General features: G+C 72.6%; 21 protein-coding genes. 8 read left to right on the forward strand and 13 right to left on the reverse strand.

Going from position 1 to position 19,514, the window contains the following annotated elements:
• Positions 1 to 43 precede the first annotated feature (43 nt).
• Positions 44 to 475, forward strand: a complete 432-nt coding sequence (locus tag METY_RS03360; protein WP_103119973.1) for a DUF1636 family protein — start codon at positions 44 to 46, stop codon at positions 473 to 475.
• Here the strand turns inward: METY_RS03360 and METY_RS03365 are convergent.
• Together METY_RS03365 and cobA are read right to left on the reverse strand one after the other, a co-directional pair.
• Positions 440 to 1,738 carry a cobyrinate a,c-diamide synthase gene (locus tag METY_RS03365; RefSeq protein WP_103119974.1) on the reverse strand — a complete coding sequence of 433 codons (1,299 nt, stop codon included), beginning with the start codon at positions 1,736 to 1,738 and terminating at the stop codon, positions 440 to 442. The genes METY_RS03360 and METY_RS03365 overlap by 36 nt on opposite strands.
• Positions 1,735 to 2,592 (reverse strand): uroporphyrinogen-III C-methyltransferase, encoded by an 858-nt coding sequence (gene cobA / locus METY_RS03370; protein ID WP_244593504.1) that lies wholly within the window; start codon positions 2,590 to 2,592, stop codon positions 1,735 to 1,737. Before cobA ends, METY_RS03365 begins: the two co-directional genes overlap by 4 nt.
• Before the next feature lie 77 nt (positions 2,593 to 2,669).
• On the opposite strand from cobA, the gene METY_RS03375 reads away from it, so the two are divergent.
• The 3 genes from METY_RS03375 to cobM all read left to right on the forward strand — a co-directional run bounded on the left by METY_RS03375 (position 2,670) and on the right by cobM (position 5,728).
• Complete coding sequence (locus tag METY_RS03375) at positions 2,670 to 3,431, forward strand: cobalt-precorrin-6A reductase (RefSeq protein WP_103119976.1); 762 nt, start codon at positions 2,670 to 2,672, stop codon at positions 3,429 to 3,431.
• A gap of 292 nt (positions 3,432 to 3,723) precedes the next feature.
• Positions 3,724 to 4,956 carry a precorrin-6y C5,15-methyltransferase (decarboxylating) subunit CbiE gene (cbiE, locus tag METY_RS03380; protein WP_103119977.1) on the forward strand — a complete coding sequence of 411 codons (1,233 nt, stop codon included), beginning with the start codon at positions 3,724 to 3,726 and terminating at the stop codon, positions 4,954 to 4,956.
• Positions 4,957 to 4,966: 10 nt separating this feature from the next.
• Positions 4,967 to 5,728, forward strand: a complete 762-nt coding sequence (gene cobM / locus METY_RS03385; protein WP_103119978.1) for a precorrin-4 C(11)-methyltransferase — start codon at positions 4,967 to 4,969, stop codon at positions 5,726 to 5,728.
• 37 nt (positions 5,729 to 5,765) lie between these two features.
• Here cobM and cobJ read toward each other — a convergent pair whose 3' ends face one another.
• The 4 genes from cobJ to cobG all read right to left on the reverse strand — a co-directional run bounded on the left by cobJ (position 5,766) and on the right by cobG (position 10,247).
• A complete protein-coding gene (cobJ, locus tag METY_RS03390) occupies positions 5,766 to 7,439 on the reverse strand; it encodes a precorrin-3B C(17)-methyltransferase (protein ID WP_103119979.1) in 1,674 nt (557 codons plus the stop codon).
• Positions 7,436 to 8,164 (reverse strand): precorrin-2 C(20)-methyltransferase, encoded by a 729-nt coding sequence (locus METY_RS03395; protein ID WP_103119980.1) that lies wholly within the window; start codon positions 8,162 to 8,164, stop codon positions 7,436 to 7,438. The genes cobJ and METY_RS03395 overlap by 4 nt, the downstream gene beginning before the upstream one ends.
• Complete coding sequence (locus tag METY_RS03400) at positions 8,161 to 8,787, reverse strand: precorrin-8X methylmutase (protein WP_200819592.1); 627 nt, start codon at positions 8,785 to 8,787, stop codon at positions 8,161 to 8,163. Before METY_RS03400 ends, METY_RS03395 begins: the two co-directional genes overlap by 4 nt.
• Positions 8,788 to 8,987: 200 nt before the next feature.
• The gene (gene cobG / locus METY_RS03405) at positions 8,988 to 10,247 is read right to left on the reverse strand and encodes a precorrin-3B synthase (RefSeq protein ID WP_160147297.1); all 1,260 of its coding nucleotides are present in this window, start codon (positions 10,245 to 10,247) and stop codon (positions 8,988 to 8,990) included.
• 93 nt (positions 10,248 to 10,340) lie between these two features.
• Here cobG and METY_RS21000 point away from each other — a divergent pair, with 93 nt between their 5' ends.
• The 3 genes from METY_RS21000 to METY_RS03415 all read left to right on the forward strand — a co-directional run bounded on the left by METY_RS21000 (position 10,341) and on the right by METY_RS03415 (position 12,463).
• Positions 10,341 to 10,571, forward strand: coding sequence for a hypothetical protein (locus tag METY_RS21000; RefSeq protein WP_160147298.1), 231 nt, complete (start codon positions 10,341 to 10,343; stop codon positions 10,569 to 10,571).
• Positions 10,564 to 11,982, forward strand: coding sequence for an amidase (locus tag METY_RS03410; RefSeq protein ID WP_103119983.1), 1,419 nt, complete (start codon positions 10,564 to 10,566; stop codon positions 11,980 to 11,982). Before METY_RS21000 ends, METY_RS03410 begins: the two co-directional genes overlap by 8 nt.
• A 91-nt stretch (positions 11,983 to 12,073) precedes the next feature.
• Complete coding sequence (locus tag METY_RS03415) at positions 12,074 to 12,463, forward strand: hypothetical protein (protein WP_103119984.1); 390 nt, start codon at positions 12,074 to 12,076, stop codon at positions 12,461 to 12,463.
• Between the two features lie 101 nt (positions 12,464 to 12,564).
• Here METY_RS03415 and METY_RS03420 read toward each other — a convergent pair whose 3' ends face one another.
• From METY_RS03420 to METY_RS03445, 6 genes are all read right to left on the reverse strand, one after another.
• Entirely contained in the window at positions 12,565 to 13,569 is a 1,005-nt protein-coding gene (locus tag METY_RS03420; protein WP_200819585.1) for a Bug family tripartite tricarboxylate transporter substrate binding protein, read from the reverse strand.
• Between the two features lie 163 nt (positions 13,570 to 13,732).
• Positions 13,733 to 14,944: a lytic murein transglycosylase gene (locus tag METY_RS03425; protein ID WP_103119985.1), complete on the reverse strand. Its 1,212-nt coding sequence runs from the start codon at positions 14,942 to 14,944 to the stop codon at positions 13,733 to 13,735.
• 164 nt (positions 14,945 to 15,108) lie between these two features.
• On the reverse strand, positions 15,109 to 16,821 hold the full coding sequence (ureC, locus tag METY_RS03430; protein ID WP_103119986.1) for an urease subunit alpha: 1,713 nt from the start codon (positions 16,819 to 16,821) through the stop codon (positions 15,109 to 15,111).
• Positions 16,822 to 16,870: 49 nt separating this feature from the next.
• The gene (locus METY_RS03435) at positions 16,871 to 17,176 is read right to left on the reverse strand and encodes an urease subunit beta (RefSeq protein WP_103119987.1); all 306 of its coding nucleotides are present in this window, start codon (positions 17,174 to 17,176) and stop codon (positions 16,871 to 16,873) included.
• A gap of 10 nt (positions 17,177 to 17,186) precedes the next feature.
• Positions 17,187 to 17,489 carry an urease subunit gamma gene (locus METY_RS03440; RefSeq protein ID WP_020185735.1) on the reverse strand — a complete coding sequence of 101 codons (303 nt, stop codon included), beginning with the start codon at positions 17,487 to 17,489 and terminating at the stop codon, positions 17,187 to 17,189.
• A 10-nt stretch (positions 17,490 to 17,499) separates the two neighbouring features.
• The gene (locus METY_RS03445; protein ID WP_146035650.1) at positions 17,500 to 18,333 is read right to left on the reverse strand and encodes an urease accessory protein UreD; all 834 of its coding nucleotides are present in this window, start codon (positions 18,331 to 18,333) and stop codon (positions 17,500 to 17,502) included.
• Between the two features lie 148 nt (positions 18,334 to 18,481).
• Here METY_RS03445 and METY_RS03450 point away from each other — a divergent pair, with 148 nt between their 5' ends.
• Positions 18,482 to 18,676 (forward strand): transferase, encoded by a 195-nt coding sequence (locus METY_RS03450; RefSeq protein ID WP_103119989.1) that lies wholly within the window; start codon positions 18,482 to 18,484, stop codon positions 18,674 to 18,676.
• 9 nt (positions 18,677 to 18,685) lie between these two features.
• Here METY_RS03450 and METY_RS03455 read toward each other — a convergent pair whose 3' ends face one another.
• Positions 18,686 to 19,513: a CDP-alcohol phosphatidyltransferase family protein gene (locus METY_RS03455; protein ID WP_103119990.1), complete on the reverse strand. Its 828-nt coding sequence runs from the start codon at positions 19,511 to 19,513 to the stop codon at positions 18,686 to 18,688.
• Position 19,514 lies beyond the last annotated feature (1 nt).

Genomic DNA, 19,514 nt, shown 5'->3' on the forward strand with positions numbered 1-19,514 from the left:
GGTCAAGTGGTCGGACGGCTAGGTTTGATGCTAGGAGCGGGCCATGAGCGCGCCTGTGACCCTTACGATCTGCCGCACCTGCCGCCCCGAGGGCGCGCCCGAGGACGCCGAACGGCCCGGCGCCGTCCTGCTGCGCGACGTCGTCGCCGCGGTCGCCCAGCGCGAGGCGGGCGCCACCGTTGAGGTGAAGACGATCGCCTGCCTCTCCGCCTGTTCGCGCGCCTGCTCCGCCACGGTCTCAGGCGAGGCCAAGTTTGGCTACGTGGTGGGCAACCTCTCGCCGCTCGACGCGGACGACCTCGTCGGCTTCGCGCTTGCGCACGCCGCAAGCGCGGACGGCGTCCCGCCGTGGCGCGCGCGCCCGCAAGTGGTGCGCAAGAACACCATCGCCCGCCTGCCGCCGTATGGCGTGTCTCACCCGTTGGTGGAGGAGCCGGCGTCAGCCGCCGTCGATGAGGTGCAGGAAGGAACCTGACACGGAGCCTGCGGTCAGGCCGCAGCGCGTCCCGTCCGGGAGCTGGAACAGCGGGTCTCCGGTCTCGCTGACCACAGAGGCGTAGTGGAACTCGTGCGCCCGGTAGGCGGCCCCGTGGGCGCCGAGCGCGCCGTCCGCGACGAGCGTCGCGTGCCGGTAGCCCAGATGCAGCTTCCGGGTCGCGAATGAGGTCTCGAGCCGGAGCAGGCCGAGCATGGCGTGGCGGACGCCGTCCGCGTCCACGAGTCCGTCGCCCAAGGCCATGTAGCCGCCGCATTCGCCGAACACCGCCGCCCCGCGATCGATCGCGTCGCCCATCCCTGTCCGGAACCGCCCTGCCGCCGCCAGCCGACCAGCGTGGAGCTCGGGATAGCCGCCGGGCAGGTAGACCGCGTCGGCGTCCGCGTCCGGCGCCTCGTCGGCCAGCGGCGAGAACGGCATGAGCTCGGCGCCGCTCTCCCGCCAAGTCTCCAGCAGGTGCGGATAGGCGAAGCGGAACGCGACGTCGGAGGCGACGGCGATGCGCGAGCCCAGCGGCGGAACCGCGGGGCGGCCGACGTGGGAGACGGCGCGCGGCAGCGGCCGGGCGAGCGCCCGGAGCGCGCCGAGGTCCACATGGCTCGTGACCAGCGCCGCGGCGCGGTCGAGGAAGCCCTCGAGGTCCGACATCTCCTCGGCCTGGACTAGGCCCAGATGCCGCGACGGCGTCTTGAGCTCCGCACGACGCGGCAGCGCGCCGAAGACCGCGACCCCCGCCTCCGTGCAGCCCTCGCGCAGCAGCGCCTCGTGGCGTGGGCTCGCGACCCGGTTCAGCACGACGCCCGCCACCTCGGGCCCGCCGCGCCGGCGGAACCCGTCGACCAGCGCGCCGACCGATTGGGCCATGCCGCCCGTGTCGACGACCATCACGACCGGCGCTTCCAGCATGGCGGCGACCTCCGCCGTGCCGCCGCGCCCCTCCACGCCGGTCTCGGCCGCGCGGTCGAACAGGCCCATGACGCCTTCGACGACGAGCAGGTCGGCCCCCTCGCCCGCCTCGGTGGCGAGCGTCAGCACGCGGTTGCGCCGCATCGCCCAGCCGTCAAGGTTCAGGCAGGGCCGCCCGGTCGCGGCTGCGTGGAAGCGCGGATCGATGTAGTCCGGACCGATCTTGGCGGAGCCGACGCTCACGCCGACCGAGCGGAACGCCCGCAGCAGCCCAAGCGTCAGCGTGGTCTTGCCCGAACCGCTGGCCGGCGCGGCGACGACCAGCGCGGGCGTCATCCGCCCGCCTCGTCCGAAGGCGCGGCGTAGCCGCCAACCCCAAGCACGGGAGCCAGCGCCACGACCCCGCCGACCACGACCAGCACCGGCGGCTCGAGCCCGCCCGCGTCCTCGCCGGCGGCGAGCCGACCGAGCGTGGTGCGAACGACCTTCTGCCGCGGGGTGGTGGCCTGCGCCACGATCGCGGCGGGCTCTGAGGCGGGTCGTCCCGCCTCCATCAGCTTTTCGGCGATCACCCGCATGAGGCGGAACCCCATGTAGACCACGAGCACGGGCGAGCCCGCGGACAGCGCCGCCCAGTCGAGCCGCGCGGACAAGCCGCCCGAAGCGTCGTGAGCGGTGAGGAAGGTGACGGACTGGTTGACGTCGCGGTGGGTCACGGGGATGCCGGCCGCGGCCAGCCCGCCGACGCCGGCGGTCACACCCGGGGCGACCCGGAACGGCACGCCGGCCGCGACGAGCCCCTGGGCCTCCTCGGCCCCGCGCCCGAAGACGTAGGGGTCGCCGCCCTTCAGCCGCAGCACGCGCTTGCCCGCGCGGGCGGCGTCGATGAGCCGAGCGTTGATCTCGGACTGCTTCGGCGAGGGGCACCCGGCGCGCTTGCCGACGAAGGCGAGCTCGGCGGCAGGCGCGGCGAAGTTCAGCACGGCGTCGTTGACGAGCGCGTCGAAGAAGACGACATCGGCCTGCGACAGTCCCCAAGCGGCCTGCAGCGTCAGCAGACCGGGATCTCCGGGCCCGGCGCCGACCAGCCAGACGGAGCCGGGGGCGAACACGGGCAGCGCGCGCGCGAAAGCGGGATCGAAGGCGACGGGGGCGGAATGAACGCGCGCAGGATCAGGGGCAGTCGACATGCGCGGGACCATGGCGGTTCGGACCGCGCCGCACAATCCCGCTCCGCCACGTCGTTTCGGATAAAGGCGGCGTTGTGATGGCGGCCGGCCCGCGCGTTCTGGTGCTCGGCGGCTCGTCCGAGGGCTTCGCCGCAGCCGAACGCTTTTCGGCGCTCGGTTGCGACGTCACGACCTCATTCGCCGGCCGCACCGGCGTCCGGCGCCAGCCGATAGGAGCCGCGCGCGTCGGCGGATTCGGCGGCGCGGAGGGGCTCGCGGCTTATCTCGAGGCCGAACGCTTGGCGCTGGTGGTCGACGCCACGCACCCTTTCGCCGCCCGCATGAAAGCCAACGCCGCGGCGGCCTGCGCGGCGACCGGGACCCCGCTGATCCATGTGGAGCGGCCGCCGTGGCGGCCTCAAGCGGGCGACGACTGGCGGATGGCGGCCGACGTGACGGCCGCCGCGGCGCTGGCTCCAGTTACTCGCGGGCCCTGCTTCGTGACCGTCGGCCGGCAGGAGATCGCGCCCTTCGCCGCCCGCCGGGACCTGACGCTTCTGCTCCGCGTGATCGATCCGCCCGACGCGCCCTTCGACCATCCGGCCGCGACCTTCCTCTGCGACCGCGGCCCCTTCGCGCTGGAGGCCGAGCGCCGACTGTTCGCGACACGGGGGATCGCGTCCGTCGTCTCGAAGAACAGCGGCGGCGCGGCGGCGGCCGCCAAACTCGTCGTCGCGCGGGAACTGGGACTGCCGGTCGTCATGGTGGAGCGACCGCCCCGCCCCGAAGGTGTGACCACGGGAAGCGTCGCAGAAGCGGCGCGGGTGGCGGCGGAGATGCTCGGGTTGACAGCCTCTTGAGCCATCCGGGTCGTCCTGCCCGTCGCCCCATCGGGCCACCCTCCGCGTCGTCCTCCGGCTTGACCGGAGGACCCATCGCGAGCGTGGAGATCGACGTCTGAGATGGATGGTTCGGTCAAGCCGGACCATGACGGCGAGCCTGACTAGGCGGCAGTGGGCGTACACAACGGCGGCAGGTGGCCGCGGCGGTCCGCGCGCGCCTCATAACCCTATCTCTCCCCTCCTCATGCTGAGGAGCATGCCGTAAGGCATGCGTCTCGAAGCACGCACTCCGCCCGGCAGACACCCGACCATGATCAAATCCCCCTCCCGCTGGCTCACCGTGGTCGGCCTCAGTGAGGACGGCCTTGGCAGTCTCGGCCCCGCGGCCCACGCCGCGCTGGGGGCTGCGGAGAAGGTCGTCGGCGGCGCGCGGCACCTCGAGCTGATCCCGGCCGAGGCGTCCCCAAAGGCAGAGCGCCACGCCTGGCCATCGCCCATGCTGCCGTTCCTCGACGTGCTCGTCTCCTGGCGCGGCCTGCCGACGGTGGCGCTGGCGAGCGGCGACCCGCTGCTCCACGGCGTCGCCGCGACGCTGCTCGGGCGGATCGGGCCTGAGGAGATGACGGTGCTGCCGGCCCCCTCCGCCTTCCAGCTCGCCTGCGCGGCGATGCTGTGGCCGGTCGCCTCCACCGCACTCGTCACCGCCTGCGGCCGGCCGGTGGAGGCGCTCGCCGCCGAGCTCCACGACGGCGCTCGCATCGTGCTGTTCTCCGCCGACGGCGCGACGCCTGCGGCGGCGGCGGCGCTGCTCCTCGCCCATGGCTACGGCGACAGCGCGGTCACGGTGCTCGAGCGGCTCGGCGGCCCTCACGCCACGGCGACCACCTTTTCCGCCCGCGATCTCGAAGACCGCGTGTTCGACGCGCTCAACACGGTCGCGATCGCCTGCGTCGCGGGACCGGACGCGCGCCTGCTGCCGCGCGTGCCCGGCCTGCCCGACGACGCCTTCGCCAACGACGGCCAGATCACCCGGCGCGAGGTGCGCGCGCTCACGCTGGCGCGTCTCGCTCCCCTGCCCGGCGCGCTGCTGTGGGACGTCGGCGCAGGCTCCGGCTCGATCGGCATCGAATGGATGCGCGCCGCCCGCGGCGCGCGCGCCATCGCGCTGGAGCCGCGGTCGGACCGCGCGGCCCGCGCCCGCGCCAACGCCGCCACCCTGGGCGTTCCCGGGCTTGACGTGCGCGAGGCCGCGGCGCCGGAGGGCCTCGCGGGGCTGCCCCGCGCCGACGCGGTATTCCTCGGCGGCGGCGCGACCGCGCCCGGCGCGCTGGAGATCTGCTGGGCCGCGCTGAAGCCCGGCGGGCGGCTCGTCGCCAACGCCGTGACGCTGGAAACCGAGACGAAGCTGCTCGCCGCCCGCGAAACCCTTGGCGGCGACCTCGTGCGGCTGCAGATCGCAAACGCGGAACCCGTGGGCCGCATGACCGGTTGGCGGCCCGCGATGCCGATCACCCAGTTCGTCGCCACCAAGCCGCGGACCTGAGGAGGCTGGCGTGACCGTCCATTTCATTGGCGCCGGCCCCGGCGACCCGGACCTCATCACGGTGCGCGGGCGCGACCTGATCGCGCGCTGTCCGGTCTGCCTCTACGCCGGCTCGCTGGTGCCGAAGGCGGTGGTGGCCTATGCGCCGGAGGGCGCGCGCGTGCGGGACACCGCCAGCATGACGCTGGAGGAGATCGTCGCCGAGTTCGAGGCGGCGCATGCGGCGGACCTCGACGTCGCGCGCGTGCACTCGGGCGACCCCTCGCTCTACGGCGCGACGGCCGAGCAGTTCTCGGCGCTCGCCGCCCGCGGCATCCCCTACGAGATCACCCCCGGCGTGCCGGCCTTCGCCGCCGCCGCCGCGCGTCTCGGGGTCGAGCTGACGGTCCCCGAAGTCGCACAGACGGTCGTGCTGTCCCGGCTTTCAGGCCGCGCCTCGCCGATGCCGGCCGCCGAGACGCTGGCGAACGTCGCGGCCTCCCGCGGCACGCTGGCCCTTCACCTCGCCGCGAAGCAGCTTCCGCGCATCGCTGCCGAACTCACCCCGCTCTACGGCGCGGACTGCCCTGTCGCGCTGGTCGCGCGCGCGACCTGGCCGGACGAGATCATCGTGCGGGGGACGCTGGCCGACATCGTCGCGAAGGCGGCGCCCTACGGCGTGGAGCGCACCGCCCTGGTGCTGGTCGGCTGGGCGCTCCTGGGCGCTGGAGACACGACGAGCGCGCTTTACGACGCCGCGCACGACCGGCATCTGAAGCCCGCGACGGAGTGAGGCGCATCCAGCCGGCCGCGTCGGCCAAAGCCACCTCTCAGCTCGCCTCGTCCTCGAGATAACTGCGGGGCGTGTAGATCCACGTCTTGCCGTCGGCGCGGGCGAAGGCGCGAGTTTTGGACGATCCGATCAGCACCAGCGTGCGCATGTCGACAAGGTCAGGGTCGAGGTCGCCCAGCGTCGTCAGGGTGAAGCCTTCGCCCGTCCGACCGACGCTGCGGGCCAACGCCACCAGCGTCTCCGGCGCGCGCCGGGCCCGAAGGATATCGAGCGCTCGGACGAGCTGCTCACGGCGGGTTTTGGAGGCCGGGTTGTAAAGCGCGATGACGAAATCGCCCTCGGCGGCGGCGGCGAGCCGCTGGGCGATGATCTCCCACGGCTTCAGGTAGTCCGACAGCGAGATGGTCGCGAAATCGTGGCCGAGCGGCGCGCCGAGGCGGGCGGCGGCGGCCTGCATGGCGGAGACGCCGGGCGTCACCTCGACCGCGACCGAGGGCCAGCCCGCGGGCGCCGCCTCCAGCGCCTCCATCACGGCCGCCGCCATACCGAACACGCCGGCGTCGCCGGAGGAGACCACCGCCACCTCGCGCCCTTGAGCTGCGAGCGTCAGCGCAGCCTGCGCGCGCTCGACCTCGACGCGGTTGTCGGAGCCGTGGCGGCGCTGGCCGGCGCGCTCCGGCGCCATGGCGAGATAGGGCTCGTAGCCCACGAGATCGGAGGCGCGGTCGAGCGCCGCCGCTGCGTCCGGGGTCAGCCAGCCGCGCGGGCCGGGGCCGAGGCCGACCACCGTCACGCGACCGGGCGCGCGCCCGAAACCCTCGGGCGCGACCGGCGCTGAAAAGCGATGGATATGCAGGCCGGGCTCGGCGTGGATCGTCTCACCGTCCTCCAGCCGCTGCTCGACGATCCGGAGCGGAACGCCGCGCGCGGCGAGCGCCTCGGCGAAGAGGTGGTGCAGCGGCGCGCCTTCGGGCGCTAGCGCCGCGCCCAGCGCGGCCGGCGCCAGCGCGAGCCGCGCCAGCGCGGCGTCAAAGGCCTCGAGCGTCGCCATGTCGGGCCGGTCGAAGGCCGCGACCAGCACGCGAGGGTGAAACAGCAGGCCGTCCCTCGGGGCGGGAACGTCCTCCGCGGTCACCCGCAACAGCACCGCGCCGTCGTCGCCCTGCGGCAGGTCGGAGGCGCGGAGCCAGGGTGCCTCCCCTTCGATCCGGGCGCGGGCGCCGGCCAGCAGGTCGGAGGTGACGCGCTTGGCGTCCTGCGGGTTGACCAGCACGTAGCCCTGCGGCGGGTTTTCGAGCACGAGACCGAAGCGGCGGGCGCCGGCGCCGGTGATGGCCGCCGCGCCGCACAGCGCCGCGGCCACCTTTCGAGCCAGAGCATCCGCGCCGGCGAGGCCGCCGAGCAGCGGGACCACCGCCGCGCCGTCGTCGGACACCGCCAGCACCGGCGGCTCCGCGTGCTTGTCCCTGAGGAGTGGCGCGATCAGGCGGATCAGGATGCCAGCGGCGCAGACGCCGAAGATCGGCCGCCCGGCGCGGAACGCCTCGGCGACCGCGCCGGCGGCGTCCTCGAAGACGCCGTCGAGGTCGGCGACGCGGCCTGCGAGCCCCGCCGTCTCCCCGCTCACGGTCGCGGCAGTCCGCCGAGCGGTCTCGGCGCCGGCGGGGTTGAACGCGAAGACGATCGGCCGGGGCGCGGCGTCGCGCGTCACGGCGTCTCCAGACCCGGCAGCACGATGATGGAGAAGTACGGGACGGAGGCCGGGTCGACCTCGGCCGCCGGCAGCACCCGCTCGCGTTCCTGGCTCGCGCGCTCCACGTAGAACGCGCGCTCCAGCACGCCGGCGGCGTCCAGCGCCGCGCGGACCTTGGCGAAGGTCCGGCCGAGCTTCATGACGACGGCGGCGTCGGCCGCGGCGAGCCGCCGCGTCAGCTCCTCCGCTGGCAGGGTGCCGGGAATCACGGTGACGGTGTCGCGCCGGAGCACGAGCGGGCGGCCGAGGGCCGCGGGCCCCGCCATCACCGAGGAGACGCCGGGCGTCACCGTGGTCTCGTAGCGGTCCTTCAGGCGGTGGTGCCAGTAGATGAAGGAGCCGTAGAAGAACGGATCGCCCTCGCACAGCACGCAGACGTCGAGGCCGCGGTCCAGGCGGGACGCGATGTCCTCGGCGCTGGAGTCGTAGAAGTCGCGCATCACCTGCGGATACGACGGCAAGTCCGCCTCGGGGCTCGCCGTCACGGGGTAGACCAGCGGCAGCAGCTCCTGCTCGGGGCGGAGGTGCGGTCGGGCGGCGGCGAGCGCCACGCCGTTGCCGGCCTTCGCGGCGGGATAGGCGATGACCTGCGCCTCCTGAATCAGGCGCAGCGCCTTCAACGTCAGGAGCTCCGGATCGCCGGGCCCCACGCCGACGCCCGACAGTCGTCCGGGGGCGGTCATTCCTTCGGGTCCGCGACGGCGTTGATCGCGGCGACCGTCATCGCGCTGCCGCCGCGCCGGCCGAGCAGCGTGAGGAACGGAACGCCGCGGGGGTTCGCCGCGAGCTCGGCCTTGGACTCCGCCGCGCCGATAAAGCCCACGGGCAGGCCGAGGATCGCCGCCGGTTTCGGCCAGCCAGCGTCGAGCCGTTCCAGCAGGTGAAATAGCGTGGTCGGCGCGTTGCCGATCGCGACCACCGCTCCCTCGAGCCGGTCGCGCCACAGCTCGACCGCGGCGGCGGAGCGCGTGGTGCCGAGCTCCGCCGCAAGCCCCGGCGTACGCGGGTCGTCGAGGAAGCAGAGCACCTCGTTGTCGGCGGGGAGCCGTGAACGCGTGACGCCGGAGGCGACCATCTTCGCGTCCGCGATGATGGGCGCGCCGTCGCGGAGCGCCGCGCGGCCGGCCGCGACCACGGCGGGGTCGAACCGGACGTCGGCGGGAAGGTCGGTCATGCCGCAGGCGTGGATCATCCGCACCACGGCTCCGGCGACGTCGTCGGGCAGTCCCCCAAGATTGGCCTCCGCCCTGATCGTCGCGAACGAGCGGCGATAGATCTCCGCCCCGTCCTTCACATAGTCCATCACGCCCGCCCTGAAGCCTCGCGACAGCCTTGTGACGGGGGCGGCGCCGGCTGGCAAGGCGTCTCTTGGCTTAAGAGACGGAGAGGGCTTCCTGCCAAGGCCGCCTGAGCTTCGAAACGGCCGCTCGGACTGCTGAAGCCAACAGGAAGCTTTCGCTCAACGTCCTCATGCCGGGGAGCCGCCCGCGTTCCGAAGCGCTCAGGTCATCCCCGCCGCTGCAGCCAGTCCAGTATCGCGTCGGCGTCCGCCGCCGGAAGCCGGCCCAAGACGGGTCCCGGCCGGCGAGGCGCGGCGCGGGCGTGGAGGGTCCAGCCGGGAGCGTCGCTCGCGCCGAGCAGCAGCAGGTCAGCGTCCGCGGGGCCTGCGCAGCCCTTGCCGCAGGCGGAGAGGTGCACGCGCGCGAGGGGCGCGAGGCCGCTGGCCGCGGCGCGGGCGAGCAGAGCCAGGCCGACGGCTTTCGCGGGCTCCCGGGCGCGAACGCAGGAGGGCGCGCCCGCGCAGGCGACGACGGTGAGGCGCTCCACGACGGCGACGGGCGGAAACCCCGCGGCCTCCGACTGTCGCAGCAGATCGGCGGTCCTCCCAGGCGCGACGCCCGGCAGCACCACGGCCGACCAGGGCGCCAGCACGAGCGCCCCATCCCCGTCCTGGTCCGCGCGGTCGGCCAGCCAGCGCAGCTGACGGGCGTCCAGCCGCCCCACCGCGACCGGAATGGCGACGGCCGCGCGGCTCCGCGACCGCGAGGGCGGCAGCGCGCCGAAAATCGGACGGACCTCCGACGGCCAAGCGACGTCGGCGCCCGTCGCGGCGAGGCCGGACGCGACGAGATCCGCGGCGACGACATGCGGAGCGAGATCCCGCGCCCGGGTGTCCGGACCAAGCGCCGCGGCGGCGCCGGCGACGGCGAGAATCGCGGCGACTGCGGCCTCCGGCCGTGTCGCGACCCCAAGAGGCCGGCTGGCGAGAGCGAGCGCCAGGGCGACCCGCCCTTCCCCGTCACGGAAGGCCAACAGCGTCAGGTCGGAGGCCGTGGCGGCGAGCCCTGCGCGGCCGCCGCCATCGAGCGCGACGGAGAACTTCGGCGAGAGATCGGCGGCGAAGTCCGAGGAGCCCAGCGCATCCGCCACCGCCGAGGCAAGCGGCCGGAGATCGACGACTTCCATCGGGTCCAGCCCCGCCAGCGGGTCGAGCAGCACGTTGCGCCGTCGATCGGCCTCGCCGCCCGTGTAGAGGCCGACGGCGGCGAGCCGCTCGCCGAGCCCGGGCCCGGCGTCGAGCGGCAGGCCGCGAATCTGCAGGTTGGCGCGGTTGGTGAGGTCGATGACGCCGGAGCCGAGCGTCTCGGCGGCGTTCGCCACGGCGCGCGCCTGATCTGCGCTCAGGCGACCGCCCGGCGTACGGACGCGCGCGAGGCCGCCATCGGCCATGTCAGCGAGATGCGCTATGCCAGGACATTCGGCCATGGCGCTGTCGTCGCGCTCTGGCACGGAAAACGCAAGGGCGGCGGGATCGCGCGGATCGTCCGCACGCCGAACATCATTGGGACACGAGACCGCATGCCGCACGAACCGCTGACGCCAGAGACCGCTCGCGCCATCGCCGCGCTCGGAGGCCTCGCCATCGACGCGGAGAGCGGCCGCCGCGTCGCCCTTTCGGTGAGCGCCGTGACCGCCGCGGCGGCGGGCTTCCAGGACGTGCTCGGCTTCGAGGATCAGCCGTCCGACTTCGCCCGGCTCCGCCGGACGATCGCTGCAGCCGCACGCAGCGCCGGCGGTTTCCATGACTGAGGCGGCCGAGACTCACGCGACCATGACCGACCCGAACGACCTCGCCTATCTCGACCTGGTCGACGCCGCGGCGGCGGTGGCGGCGCGCCGCGTCTCATCGCGCGAGCTGACCGAGGCGCTGATCGCCCGGATCGAGCGCTGGCAGCCCCGCGTCAACGCCTTCACGTCGTTCGAGCCCGAGGCCGCGCTGCTCGCCGCCGACAGGGCCGACGCCTCGGAGCCGGCCGGCCCGCTCCACGGCGTGCCGCTCGCTCACAAGGACATGTTCTACGCCGCGGGCAAGGTGGTGAGCTGCGGCTCGGCGCTCCGGGCCGACTGGATCGCGACCGAAACCGCGACCGTGCTGGAGCGGCTGGAGTCCGCCGGCCAGATCCGGCTCGGCGCGCTCGGCATGGCGGAGTTCGCCTATGGCGTCACCGGCCACAACAGCCATTTCGGGCACGCCCGAAACCCGTGGAACCCGGAGCGCATCACCGGCGGATCGTCCTCCGGCTCCGGCGTCGCGGTGGCGGCGGGCCTCACCTACGCGGCGCTGGGCTCCGACACCGGCGGCTCCGTGCGGCTGCCCTCGCACTTCTGCGGCGTGACGGGACTGAAGACGACGCTCGGCCTCGTCAGCCGCGCGAACGCCATGCCGCTGTCGTCCACCCTCGACACCGTCGGCCCGCTCGCCCGTTCCGCCCGCGACCTGCGGCTGATCATGCGGCTGATCGCAGGGCCCGATCCGCTGGACGGCGAGACCGGCGAGACCTGGCGCGAGGACGACCGGCCGGCCGCCGCCATGACGCTCGGCGTGCCGACGAACTTCTATGTGGAGGACCTCGACGCCGACGTGGCGAACGCCTTCCAGCAGGCGATCGAGACCTTCCGGTCGCTCGGCTGCCGCATCGTCCCGGTCGACCTGCCCGACGAGGCGCGCCTCAGCAGCGCGGCGCTGATCGCGCTCGGCGCGGAGGCCGCGGCCCTGCATCGGCGCAATCTTGCGGAGCGTCCGGAGCTCTACGGCGAGCAGACGCGCGCCCGGCTCATCAACGGCTTCGGCTACTCCGGGGTGCAGTACGTCGACGCGCTGCGCGGACGTGGGCCGGCGCTGGCGCGGCGGATCGAGCACATGGGCGCCTGCGATGCGGTGATCGCCCCCGTCGCGCGCTTCCCCGCCCCGCCGATCGCCGAGACTGACGTCGGCGCCCGGTTTGACGGCGTTGTCGCCGCGGTCTCCGCCTTGATGCGGCCCGTGAACTATCTCGGCCTGCCCGCGATCGCGCTGCCGGCCGGCTTTTCGCGCGAGGGGCTCCCGATCGGCGTCCAGGTGATGGGGCGCCCGTTCAACGATTCCGCGCTCCTCACCCTTGGAGAAGCGTTCCAGCGCGCGACCGACCACCACCGCCAGCGGCCGGAGGACCGTCCCTGAGCCCCCCGGAACCTCTTGGGCTTTCGCGCGTTATACGGAGCGACGACGGGTTTTTCCGTCCAGCTTTCCCGAAAACTGAAGGGGTTTCACCATGGTCGATCGTAAAGTCAGCGGCCTTGCAGGCGACGCCGGCGACCAGCTCGCGCACCTCCGCGCCACCGTCTCCGAGCTGGGGGAGCGCGTGTCGACCCTTGCGGGCGAGCGCGCCCGCGACGCCCGCAAGCGCGCCCGTTCGGCGGCGAAGTCGTTTGGCCCCGGCGCGAGCGCGCTTTACGACGACGGCGTCGACGCGTTGCAGACGGCCGCCGATAACGCCGTCTACTACGGCCGTCGCGCCAGCCACGTCGTGCAGCGCAATCCCGGCCTCTCGCTGCTCGGCCTCGCGGTCGGCGTCGGCATCGTCGCGGCGCTCGTCTATGCGAGCCAGGAGGACGATCGCCGTTGGTACGAGCGCGGTAGCCGCCGCGGCGGCTGGTTCTGAGCCTCGTCTCGAAGTCTGTGAAATGAAAAAGCGGCGTCGCGAGACGCCGCTTTTTTTGCTCTGAGAACCGGGAGCGCGCAGCTCCCCGTCCCTCGGCCGCCTCAATCGATCTGCGCGCCCGAGTCCTTCACGATCGGCGCCCATTTGGCGAGCTCGCTCTTCACGAGCGTCGCGAGTTCGTCCGGGGTCGAGCCCACGATTACGGCGCTGAAGTCGGAGAGTTTCGCCTTCACGGTCGGATCGTTCACGGCCTTGACAGCGACCTCGTTCAGCTTGGCGATCGCCTCCGGCGGCGTGCCCTTCGGGGCGAACAGCGCGTTCCACGAGTAGGTGTCGTAGCCCGGCAGCGTTTCGCCGATCGCCGGCAGATCCGGGAAGGTCGGCACGCGCTTCGCGGTCGTCACGCCCAGCGCGCGCAGGCGGCCGGCTTTGATGTGCTCGGTCGAGGACGGCATGTTGTCGAACTGGATCGGCACCTGGCCCGCGATCACGTCCACCAGCGCCGGGCCAGAGCCCTTGTAGGGGATGTGGATCAGGTCGATGCCGGCCATCTTCTTGAACAGCTCGCCCGAGAGATGCAGCGGCGATCCGTTGCCCGACGAGGCGTAGGAGTACTTGCCGGGGTCCTTCTTCGCCATGTCGATCAGCTCCTGCACCGTCTTGGCGCCGAAGTTCGGATTGACGGTCAGGACGTTGGGCACGTTCACGAGCAGCGAAATCGGCGCGAAGTCGGTCTCGGCGTTGTAGGAGATCTTCTTATAGAGCGCGGGGTTCAACGCATGGGTCGCGACCGTGCCCATCAGGATGGTGTAGCCGTCCGGCTCCGCCTTCGCGACGGTGCCCGCGCCGAGATTGCCGCCGGCGCCGCCGCGGTTGTCCACAATCACTTGCTGGCCGAGCATCTCGCCCATCTTCGCCGCCACAAGGCGCGCGACGAGATCGGTCGATCCTCCCGGCGCAAACGGCACGATCAGCGTGACGGGCCGGCCTGGGAACCCTTGAGCGAGGGCGGGCGCCGCGAGAGGGCCAAGCGCCGCCGCGCCCGCCGCGGCCCCGATCAGGCCGCCGAAGCGCCGGCGCGTGAGGGTGAGATTCTCGTTCGACATCGACGTTCCCTTTTTCGTTTCTTGCGGGCCTAACGAAGACCTGAGCGCCCTCTGGGCGCACGACTGTGGCATGCCGCCGCGGCTCGGTCGACAGGATCTCGGCCTCGTTCGGGCCGGCTGACGCGCTCGCGATCACAACCGGGCGTCAAGGCGAGCGACCGGATTACCTTCCGACGGTCTTCACCAGCCCGGCGTCGGGGTAACAGGTCGGCGCCTGCCCCTTCCCCGCCTGCCACCGGCCGATGGCGACGCGGGTGCGGAAGCCGACGAGCCCGTCAGCCGTGCCGACGTCGTGCCCCTGGGCCTCCAGCCGCCGCTGCATGGCGGCGACGTCGGTCCGGTCGAAGCCCTTCGGCGCCGTCCAGGAGCCGGCGATCGGCCGCCCGGCGCGGAACCGGTCCGCGAGGTGGCCCACGAACAGCGCGTAGAGGTCGCTCTCGTTGTACTCCTTCAGCACATAGAAGTTCTCGGAGACGAGGAACGCCGGCCCCGAACGCCCGGCGGGATTCAGCAGGAACAGCTTTCGTCCCGCCTCCTTCGGCAAGACGCCGCCGGGCTTCGGCGCGACGCCCGCCGCGGTCCATTGCGCGACAGTGAGGCCTTGGTCCGGCCCCTCAAGCGTGCAGGCGACCTCCGGGGGAAGCTCCACCTCGACGCCCCACGCCCGCCCCGGAACCCAGCCGTGCTTGCGCAGATAGTTCGCGATCGAGCCGAGGCTGTCGGGCACGGAGGCCCAGATGTCGCGGCGGCCGTCGCCGTCCATGTCGACCGCGTTCTCAAGATACTTCGACGGCAGGAACTGAGGCTGGCCCATCGCCCCCGCCCAAGAGCTCTTCATGGCGGCGAGGCTGACGTGGTCGCCCTCGAGGATCTTCAGCGCCGCCACGAGCTCGGGGAAGAACTGCTCCTTGCGCGCGCCCATGAAGGCTTCGGTCGCGAGGGCCCGCACCGCCGAGTACGGGATCGCCGCCCGCCCGAAGCGCGATTCGCGCGCCCAGATCGCCGCCACGATCTCGCGCGGCACGCCGAAGCGCTGTTCGACCTGGTCGAACGCGGTCTTCCATTTGGCGAGCTCGGCGCGGCCCTCCTTCACGAGCGCCGCGAAGTTGCCCTCGGCGACATAGCGGGCGGGATCGGAGAATTCGGGCTGCCGCTGCGCGCGCGCCGGCGGCGCCCCGGGCGGCGCCAGGTCTGGCAGGCTCCAGTCCAGCGCGATGTTCCTCGTGGCGGCCTCGAACGTCTGCGGGGAGACGCCCGCCTTCAGCGCCGCCGGACGAACGGCGGAGCCGAGCCAGGCCCTGAACGCCGCCTCGACGGGCGGGCGCTGCGCTTCGGGGAGGGTGTCGGCATGGGCGGGCGCGCTGAAGCCGATCACCAGCGCCGTAGCGAAAAGGCGTAAGCCGCGATTGACCAGTCTGACGAGTGACGCCCGCCCGTCATGCCCGCCTCCGCAGGCATCCACGACGTCGGCGTAACGCTCGACGATCCCAGGAAGTCGCGGATGCCCGGCTGCCGCCGGCACTGACGGCGATACAAGTCTCAGAACAGGAAATACCGCTGCGCCATGGGCAGCACGTCGGCCGGCTCGCACGTCAGAAGCTCCCCGTCGGCGCGCACGTCGTAGGTCTCGGGGTCGACCTCGATGACCGGCGTGGCGTCGTTCAGAATCATGCTGGCCTTGGATATCCCGCCACGCACGTTCGTCACAGCCACGAGTTCGCGCGTCAGGCCGAGCCGCTGGCTGAGGCCGTCCTCGATCGCCGCCTTCGACGTGAAGATCACCGACGAGTTTTGCAGCGCGCGTCCGAACGAACCGAACATCGGGCGATAGTGCATCGGCTGCGGCGTCGGGATCGAGGCGTTGGGGTCGCCCATCGGGGCGGCGGCGATCATGCCCATCTTCAGCACCAGGTCCGGCTTCACCCCAAAGAAAGCCGGCGACCACAGCACGAGGTCCGCGAGCTTGCCGACCTCGACCGAGCCGACGTGGGCCGAGACGCCGTGCGCGATCGCCGGGTTGATCGTCACCTTCGCGATGTAGCGACGGACCCGCAGGTTGTCGTTGTCGCCGGTCTCGTCCTTCAGCCGCCCGCGCTGAACCTTCATCTTGTGCGCGGTCTGGAAGGTGCGGATGCCCACCTCGCCGACGCGGCCCATGGCCTGGCTGTCGGACGAGATGATCGAGAGCGCGCCCATGTCGTGGAGGATGTCCTCGGCGGCGATCGTCTCCTTGCGGATTCGGCTTTCAGCGAAGGCCACGTCCTCGGAAATCGAGGGATCGAGGTGGTGGCACACCATGAGCATGTCGAGATGCTCGTCGAGCGTGTTCACCGTGTAGGGCCGCGTCGGGTTGGTCGACGACGGGATGACGTTCGGAAGGCCCGCCACCTTGATGATGTCGGGCGCGTGGCCGCCGCCGGCCCCTTCGGTGTGGAAGGCGTGGATCGTGCGGCCCTTGAAGGCGGCGATCGTGTCCTCGACGAAGCCGCTCTCGTTCAGCGTGTCGGAATGCAGCATGGCCTGGACGTCGAAGGCGTCGCAGACGGTGAGGCAGCAGTCGATCGCGGCCGGCGTCGTGCCCCAGTCCTCGTGCAGCTTCAGCGCCGCCGCCCCGCCGCGGATCTGCTCCTCGAGGGCCGCAGGCAGCGAGGCGTTGCCTTTGCCGGAGAACAGCAGGTTCACGGGGAACGCCTCGGCGGACTCGATCATCCGCGCCAGATGCCAGGGGCCGGGCGTGCACGTCGTGGCGGTGGTGCCGGTCGCGGGGCCCGTGCCGCCCCCAATCATGGTGGTGACGCCCGAGGCGATCGCGTCGTCGACCTGCTGCGGGCAGATGAAGTGGATGTGGGCGTCGATCAGCCCCGCGGTCAGGATCTTGCCCTCGCCCGCGATGACCTCGGTGCCCGGCCCGACGACGATCGTCACGCCCGGCTGCACGTCCGGATTCCCGGCCTTGCCGATGGCGGCGATGCGGCCGTCCCTGAGGCCCACGTCCGCCTTGATGATCCCGCCGTGGTCGATGATCAGCGCGTTGGTGATGACGGTGTCGACCGCCCCTTGCGCGCGGCTCGCCTGACTCTGGCCCATGCCGTCGCGGATCACCTTGCCGCCGCCGAACTTCACCTCCTCGCCATAGGTGGTGAAGTCCTTTTCCACTTCGACGATGAGGTCCGTGTCCGCGAGCCGCAGGCGGTCGCCGACGGTCGGGCCGAACATGTCGGCGTAGGCCGAGCGGGAGATCTTTGCGGGCATGGATGAGGATCTCTTGAAAATGGCGCTGCGTGATCAGGCTCGGTCGCGTCTAGAGCGACCCCATGACGTCCGCCCGGAAGCCGAACACCCTCCGGTCGCCGCCGAACGGCACCAGCGTCACGGTCCGCGTCTGACCCGGCTCGAAGCGCACGGCCGTGCCGGCGGCGATGTCGAGCCGCATCCCGCGGGCCTGCGTTCGGTCGAAGGCCAGGCCGGCGTTGGTCTCCGCAAAATGATAGTGGCTGCCGACCTGGACCGGCCTGTCGCCCGTGTTCGCGACGTCGAGCGTCACAGTCGGCGCGCCGGCGTTGAGCTCGATGTCGCCGGGAGCGGGGAAGAGTTCGCCAGGGATCATGACGGTCTCCTCACCGGATCGGTTCGTGGACGGTGACGAGCTTGGTCCCGTCCGGGAACGTCGCCTCCACCTGCACGTCGTGGATCATCTCTGGCACGCCCTCCATCACCTGCTCGCGCGTGAGCACCTTGGCGCCAGCGGCCATCAGCTCCGCGACCGTGCGGCCGTCGCGGGCGCCTTCCACCACGAAGTCCGCGATCAGCGCGATCGCCTCGGGATGGTTCAACTTGACGCCGCGCTCCAGGCGGCGGCGGGCGACGACGGCCGCCATGCTGATGAGGAGCTTGTCCTTCTCGCGGGGGGTGAGGTTCATCGGAGCTCCTTCAGAACGCGAAGACGCGGGGCAGCGGGCGCCCCGTCAGATGTTCGAGGCACAGGGCGAGGTCGCGCCGCAGGGCCGGCGCCTCGCGGGCGACGAAGCGGGCGACGAGGCAGCCGTCGAAGGCGCTGACGCCGGCCTCCGACCGAGCCGTCTCCAGCACCGCGCGGACGCCGTCGAGCCGGGCGTCGGCCTCTGGCGCTATCATGACGAGAGTCGCGACCGCCGTCGCGCCGCCCCCGAGCGCGGGCCGCGCCAGCGTGTCGGCCACCGCTCCGTCGAGGGCGAGCGTGTCTGCGAAGACCAGCTTTCCGCCACGGCGGAGCCGCCAGCGGTCGACGAGCCGCCCGCGGGCGACCGTCTCGTTTCGCGCGGTGCGGCCGAAGACGACGCTCTCGCAGGCGATCAGCGTGGCGTCCGGGGCGACCTCGGCCTCGAGCCGGCGCTCCAGCGACACGCCGTCGAACAGGATGGTCTCCTGCGGCAGCCAGCAGGCGCGCGCCCCCGGCTCCACGTAAAGCCTCGTCTCGACCTCGGCCGCGACGTCGAGGGCGCGATAAACCTTCTCGGCGGCCTGGGTGGTCGCGACCGCCTCGCAGCCCGCGCCCCAGCGCGCCTCGACCGCGAGCCGATCGCCGCCGGCGATCCCGCCGCCGATGTTCGCGAGCACCGCCGTCGGCGGCGCTCCCGGCTCTGGCCGCGGAAACAGCACCCCCAGCGCCCCGGAGTGCGCGAGGTCGACGAGGCGCGTCGCGTCGAAGCGGCGCGCGAAGGCGACCGTCGCCGCGCCCCTGGCGCGCTGCCGCATGCCGTCCCGCCGCTGAAGCGCTGTGGTCACGTCTCGTCCGTCCGCGTGTCGTCCGCGGGGATGATGCGTTGCGGCGAAGCGGTTTGCCAAGCGTCGACCGGGCGTTAACCCGGGTTAACGCGCCGTTAACCGTTCGAAATGTACCGTCGTACCATCGCGTGCCGATGAGGATTCGACCATGCCGTCCGCTTATGCGTCCGGCTCCGTCTCCGGAGCCGCTAATCCCGCCGTCGTCGCGGCGCTCGACCTCGACGCCATGCGCGCCTTCCTCCAGCGAACTCGCCCGGCGACCACCGCGGAAGCGCTCCGGCTGCTGCGGGGCGCCTTCCCCGCCGCCCCGCTCCGTCTGCGCGTCGCCGCCTGCGAAGGCTGAGAGCCGGCGTTAGCTGGGATCGGCGTCGGACCTCGCGGCCGCCGCCGCGGCTCGGTCCGCCCGCACCAACCGCTGCTGGTGCAGGAAGGCGAACGGCAGCGTCGCGAGATAGGCGAGCGTGATGCCGGCGAGCACGAACCACGGGTAGCTGACGAGCAGCGTCACCGCGAGCGCCGCCGAGATCAGCACGGGGGCGACCCAGGTGCGGTCGATCCGGGAGCCGAGCTGCTTGCCCGACCAGGTGGGCAGCGGGCTCACCATCAGGAACGCCACCGCGAGGATGTAGACCTCGACCGCCGGCAGCGCGACCGGCACGCGGGGGAACCCCAAAAACTCCAGATAGATCGGCAGCAGGGCGGCGATCGCGCCGGCGGGCGCGGGCACGCCCACGAAGAACTGCCCGGCCCAGGCCGGCTTGTTCGGATCGTCCAGCGCCACGTTGAAGCGCGCGAGCCGGAGCGCGCAGGCGATGGCGAGGATCAGGCAGGCGATCCAGCCGACATGGCCGAGCCCGTTCAGGCCCCAGACATAGAGAATGAGCGCCGGGGCGACGCCGAAATTGACGAAGTCGATCAGGCTGTCGAGCTCGGCGCCGAAGCGCGACGCGCCCTTCAGCAGACGCGCGAGCCGGCCGTCGACGCCGTCGAGCGCGGCCGCGAGCACCACGAGGTAGACTGCGAGTTCCAGCCGGCCCTCGATCGCCATGCGCACGCCGGTCAGGCCGGCGCAGAGCGCGAGCAGCGTCACGAGATTGGGGATCAGCAGGCGGACCGGCACGCGCCGGAGCCGCGTGAAGGGCGAACGGCGGACGGGGTGGGGAGCGTCCGGATCGATCATC

It is taken from the genome of Methylopila sp. Yamaguchi (assembly GCF_002897035.1).
GTDB lineage: Bacteria > Pseudomonadota > Alphaproteobacteria > Rhizobiales > Methylopilaceae > Methylopila.

Coding starts and splice junctions, on each gene's coding strand:
- METY_RS03360 (WP_103119973.1), top strand. CDS start 44: ATGAGCGCGCCTGTGACCCTTACGATCTGCCGCACCTGCCGCCCCGAG.
- METY_RS03365 (WP_103119974.1), bottom strand. CDS start 1,738: ATGACGCCCGCGCTGGTCGTCGCCGCGCCGGCCAGCGGTTCGGGCAAG.
- cobA (WP_244593504.1), bottom strand. CDS start 2,592: ATGTCGACTGCCCCTGATCCTGCGCGCGTTCATTCCGCCCCCGTCGCC.
- METY_RS03375 (WP_103119976.1), top strand. CDS start 2,670: ATGGCGGCCGGCCCGCGCGTTCTGGTGCTCGGCGGCTCGTCCGAGGGC.
- cbiE (WP_103119977.1), top strand. CDS start 3,724: ATGATCAAATCCCCCTCCCGCTGGCTCACCGTGGTCGGCCTCAGTGAG.
- METY_RS03395 (WP_103119980.1), bottom strand. CDS start 8,164: ATGACCGCCCCCGGACGACTGTCGGGCGTCGGCGTGGGGCCCGGCGAT.
- cobG (WP_160147297.1), bottom strand. CDS start 10,247: ATGGCCGAATGTCCTGGCATAGCGCATCTCGCTGACATGGCCGATGGC.
- METY_RS21000 (WP_160147298.1), top strand. CDS start 10,341: ATGCCGCACGAACCGCTGACGCCAGAGACCGCTCGCGCCATCGCCGCG.
- METY_RS03410 (WP_103119983.1), top strand. CDS start 10,564: ATGACTGAGGCGGCCGAGACTCACGCGACCATGACCGACCCGAACGAC.
- METY_RS03415 (WP_103119984.1), top strand. CDS start 12,074: ATGGTCGATCGTAAAGTCAGCGGCCTTGCAGGCGACGCCGGCGACCAG.
- METY_RS03420 (WP_200819585.1), bottom strand. CDS start 13,569: ATGTCGAACGAGAATCTCACCCTCACGCGCCGGCGCTTCGGCGGCCTG.
- ureC (WP_103119986.1), bottom strand. CDS start 16,821: ATGCCCGCAAAGATCTCCCGCTCGGCCTACGCCGACATGTTCGGCCCG.
- METY_RS03435 (WP_103119987.1), bottom strand. CDS start 17,176: ATGATCCCTGGCGAACTCTTCCCCGCTCCCGGCGACATCGAGCTCAAC.
- METY_RS03440 (WP_020185735.1), bottom strand. CDS start 17,489: ATGAACCTCACCCCCCGCGAGAAGGACAAGCTCCTCATCAGCATGGCG.
- METY_RS03450 (WP_103119989.1), top strand. CDS start 18,482: ATGCCGTCCGCTTATGCGTCCGGCTCCGTCTCCGGAGCCGCTAATCCC.
- METY_RS03455 (WP_103119990.1), bottom strand. CDS start 19,513: ATGATCGATCCGGACGCTCCCCACCCCGTCCGCCGTTCGCCCTTCACG.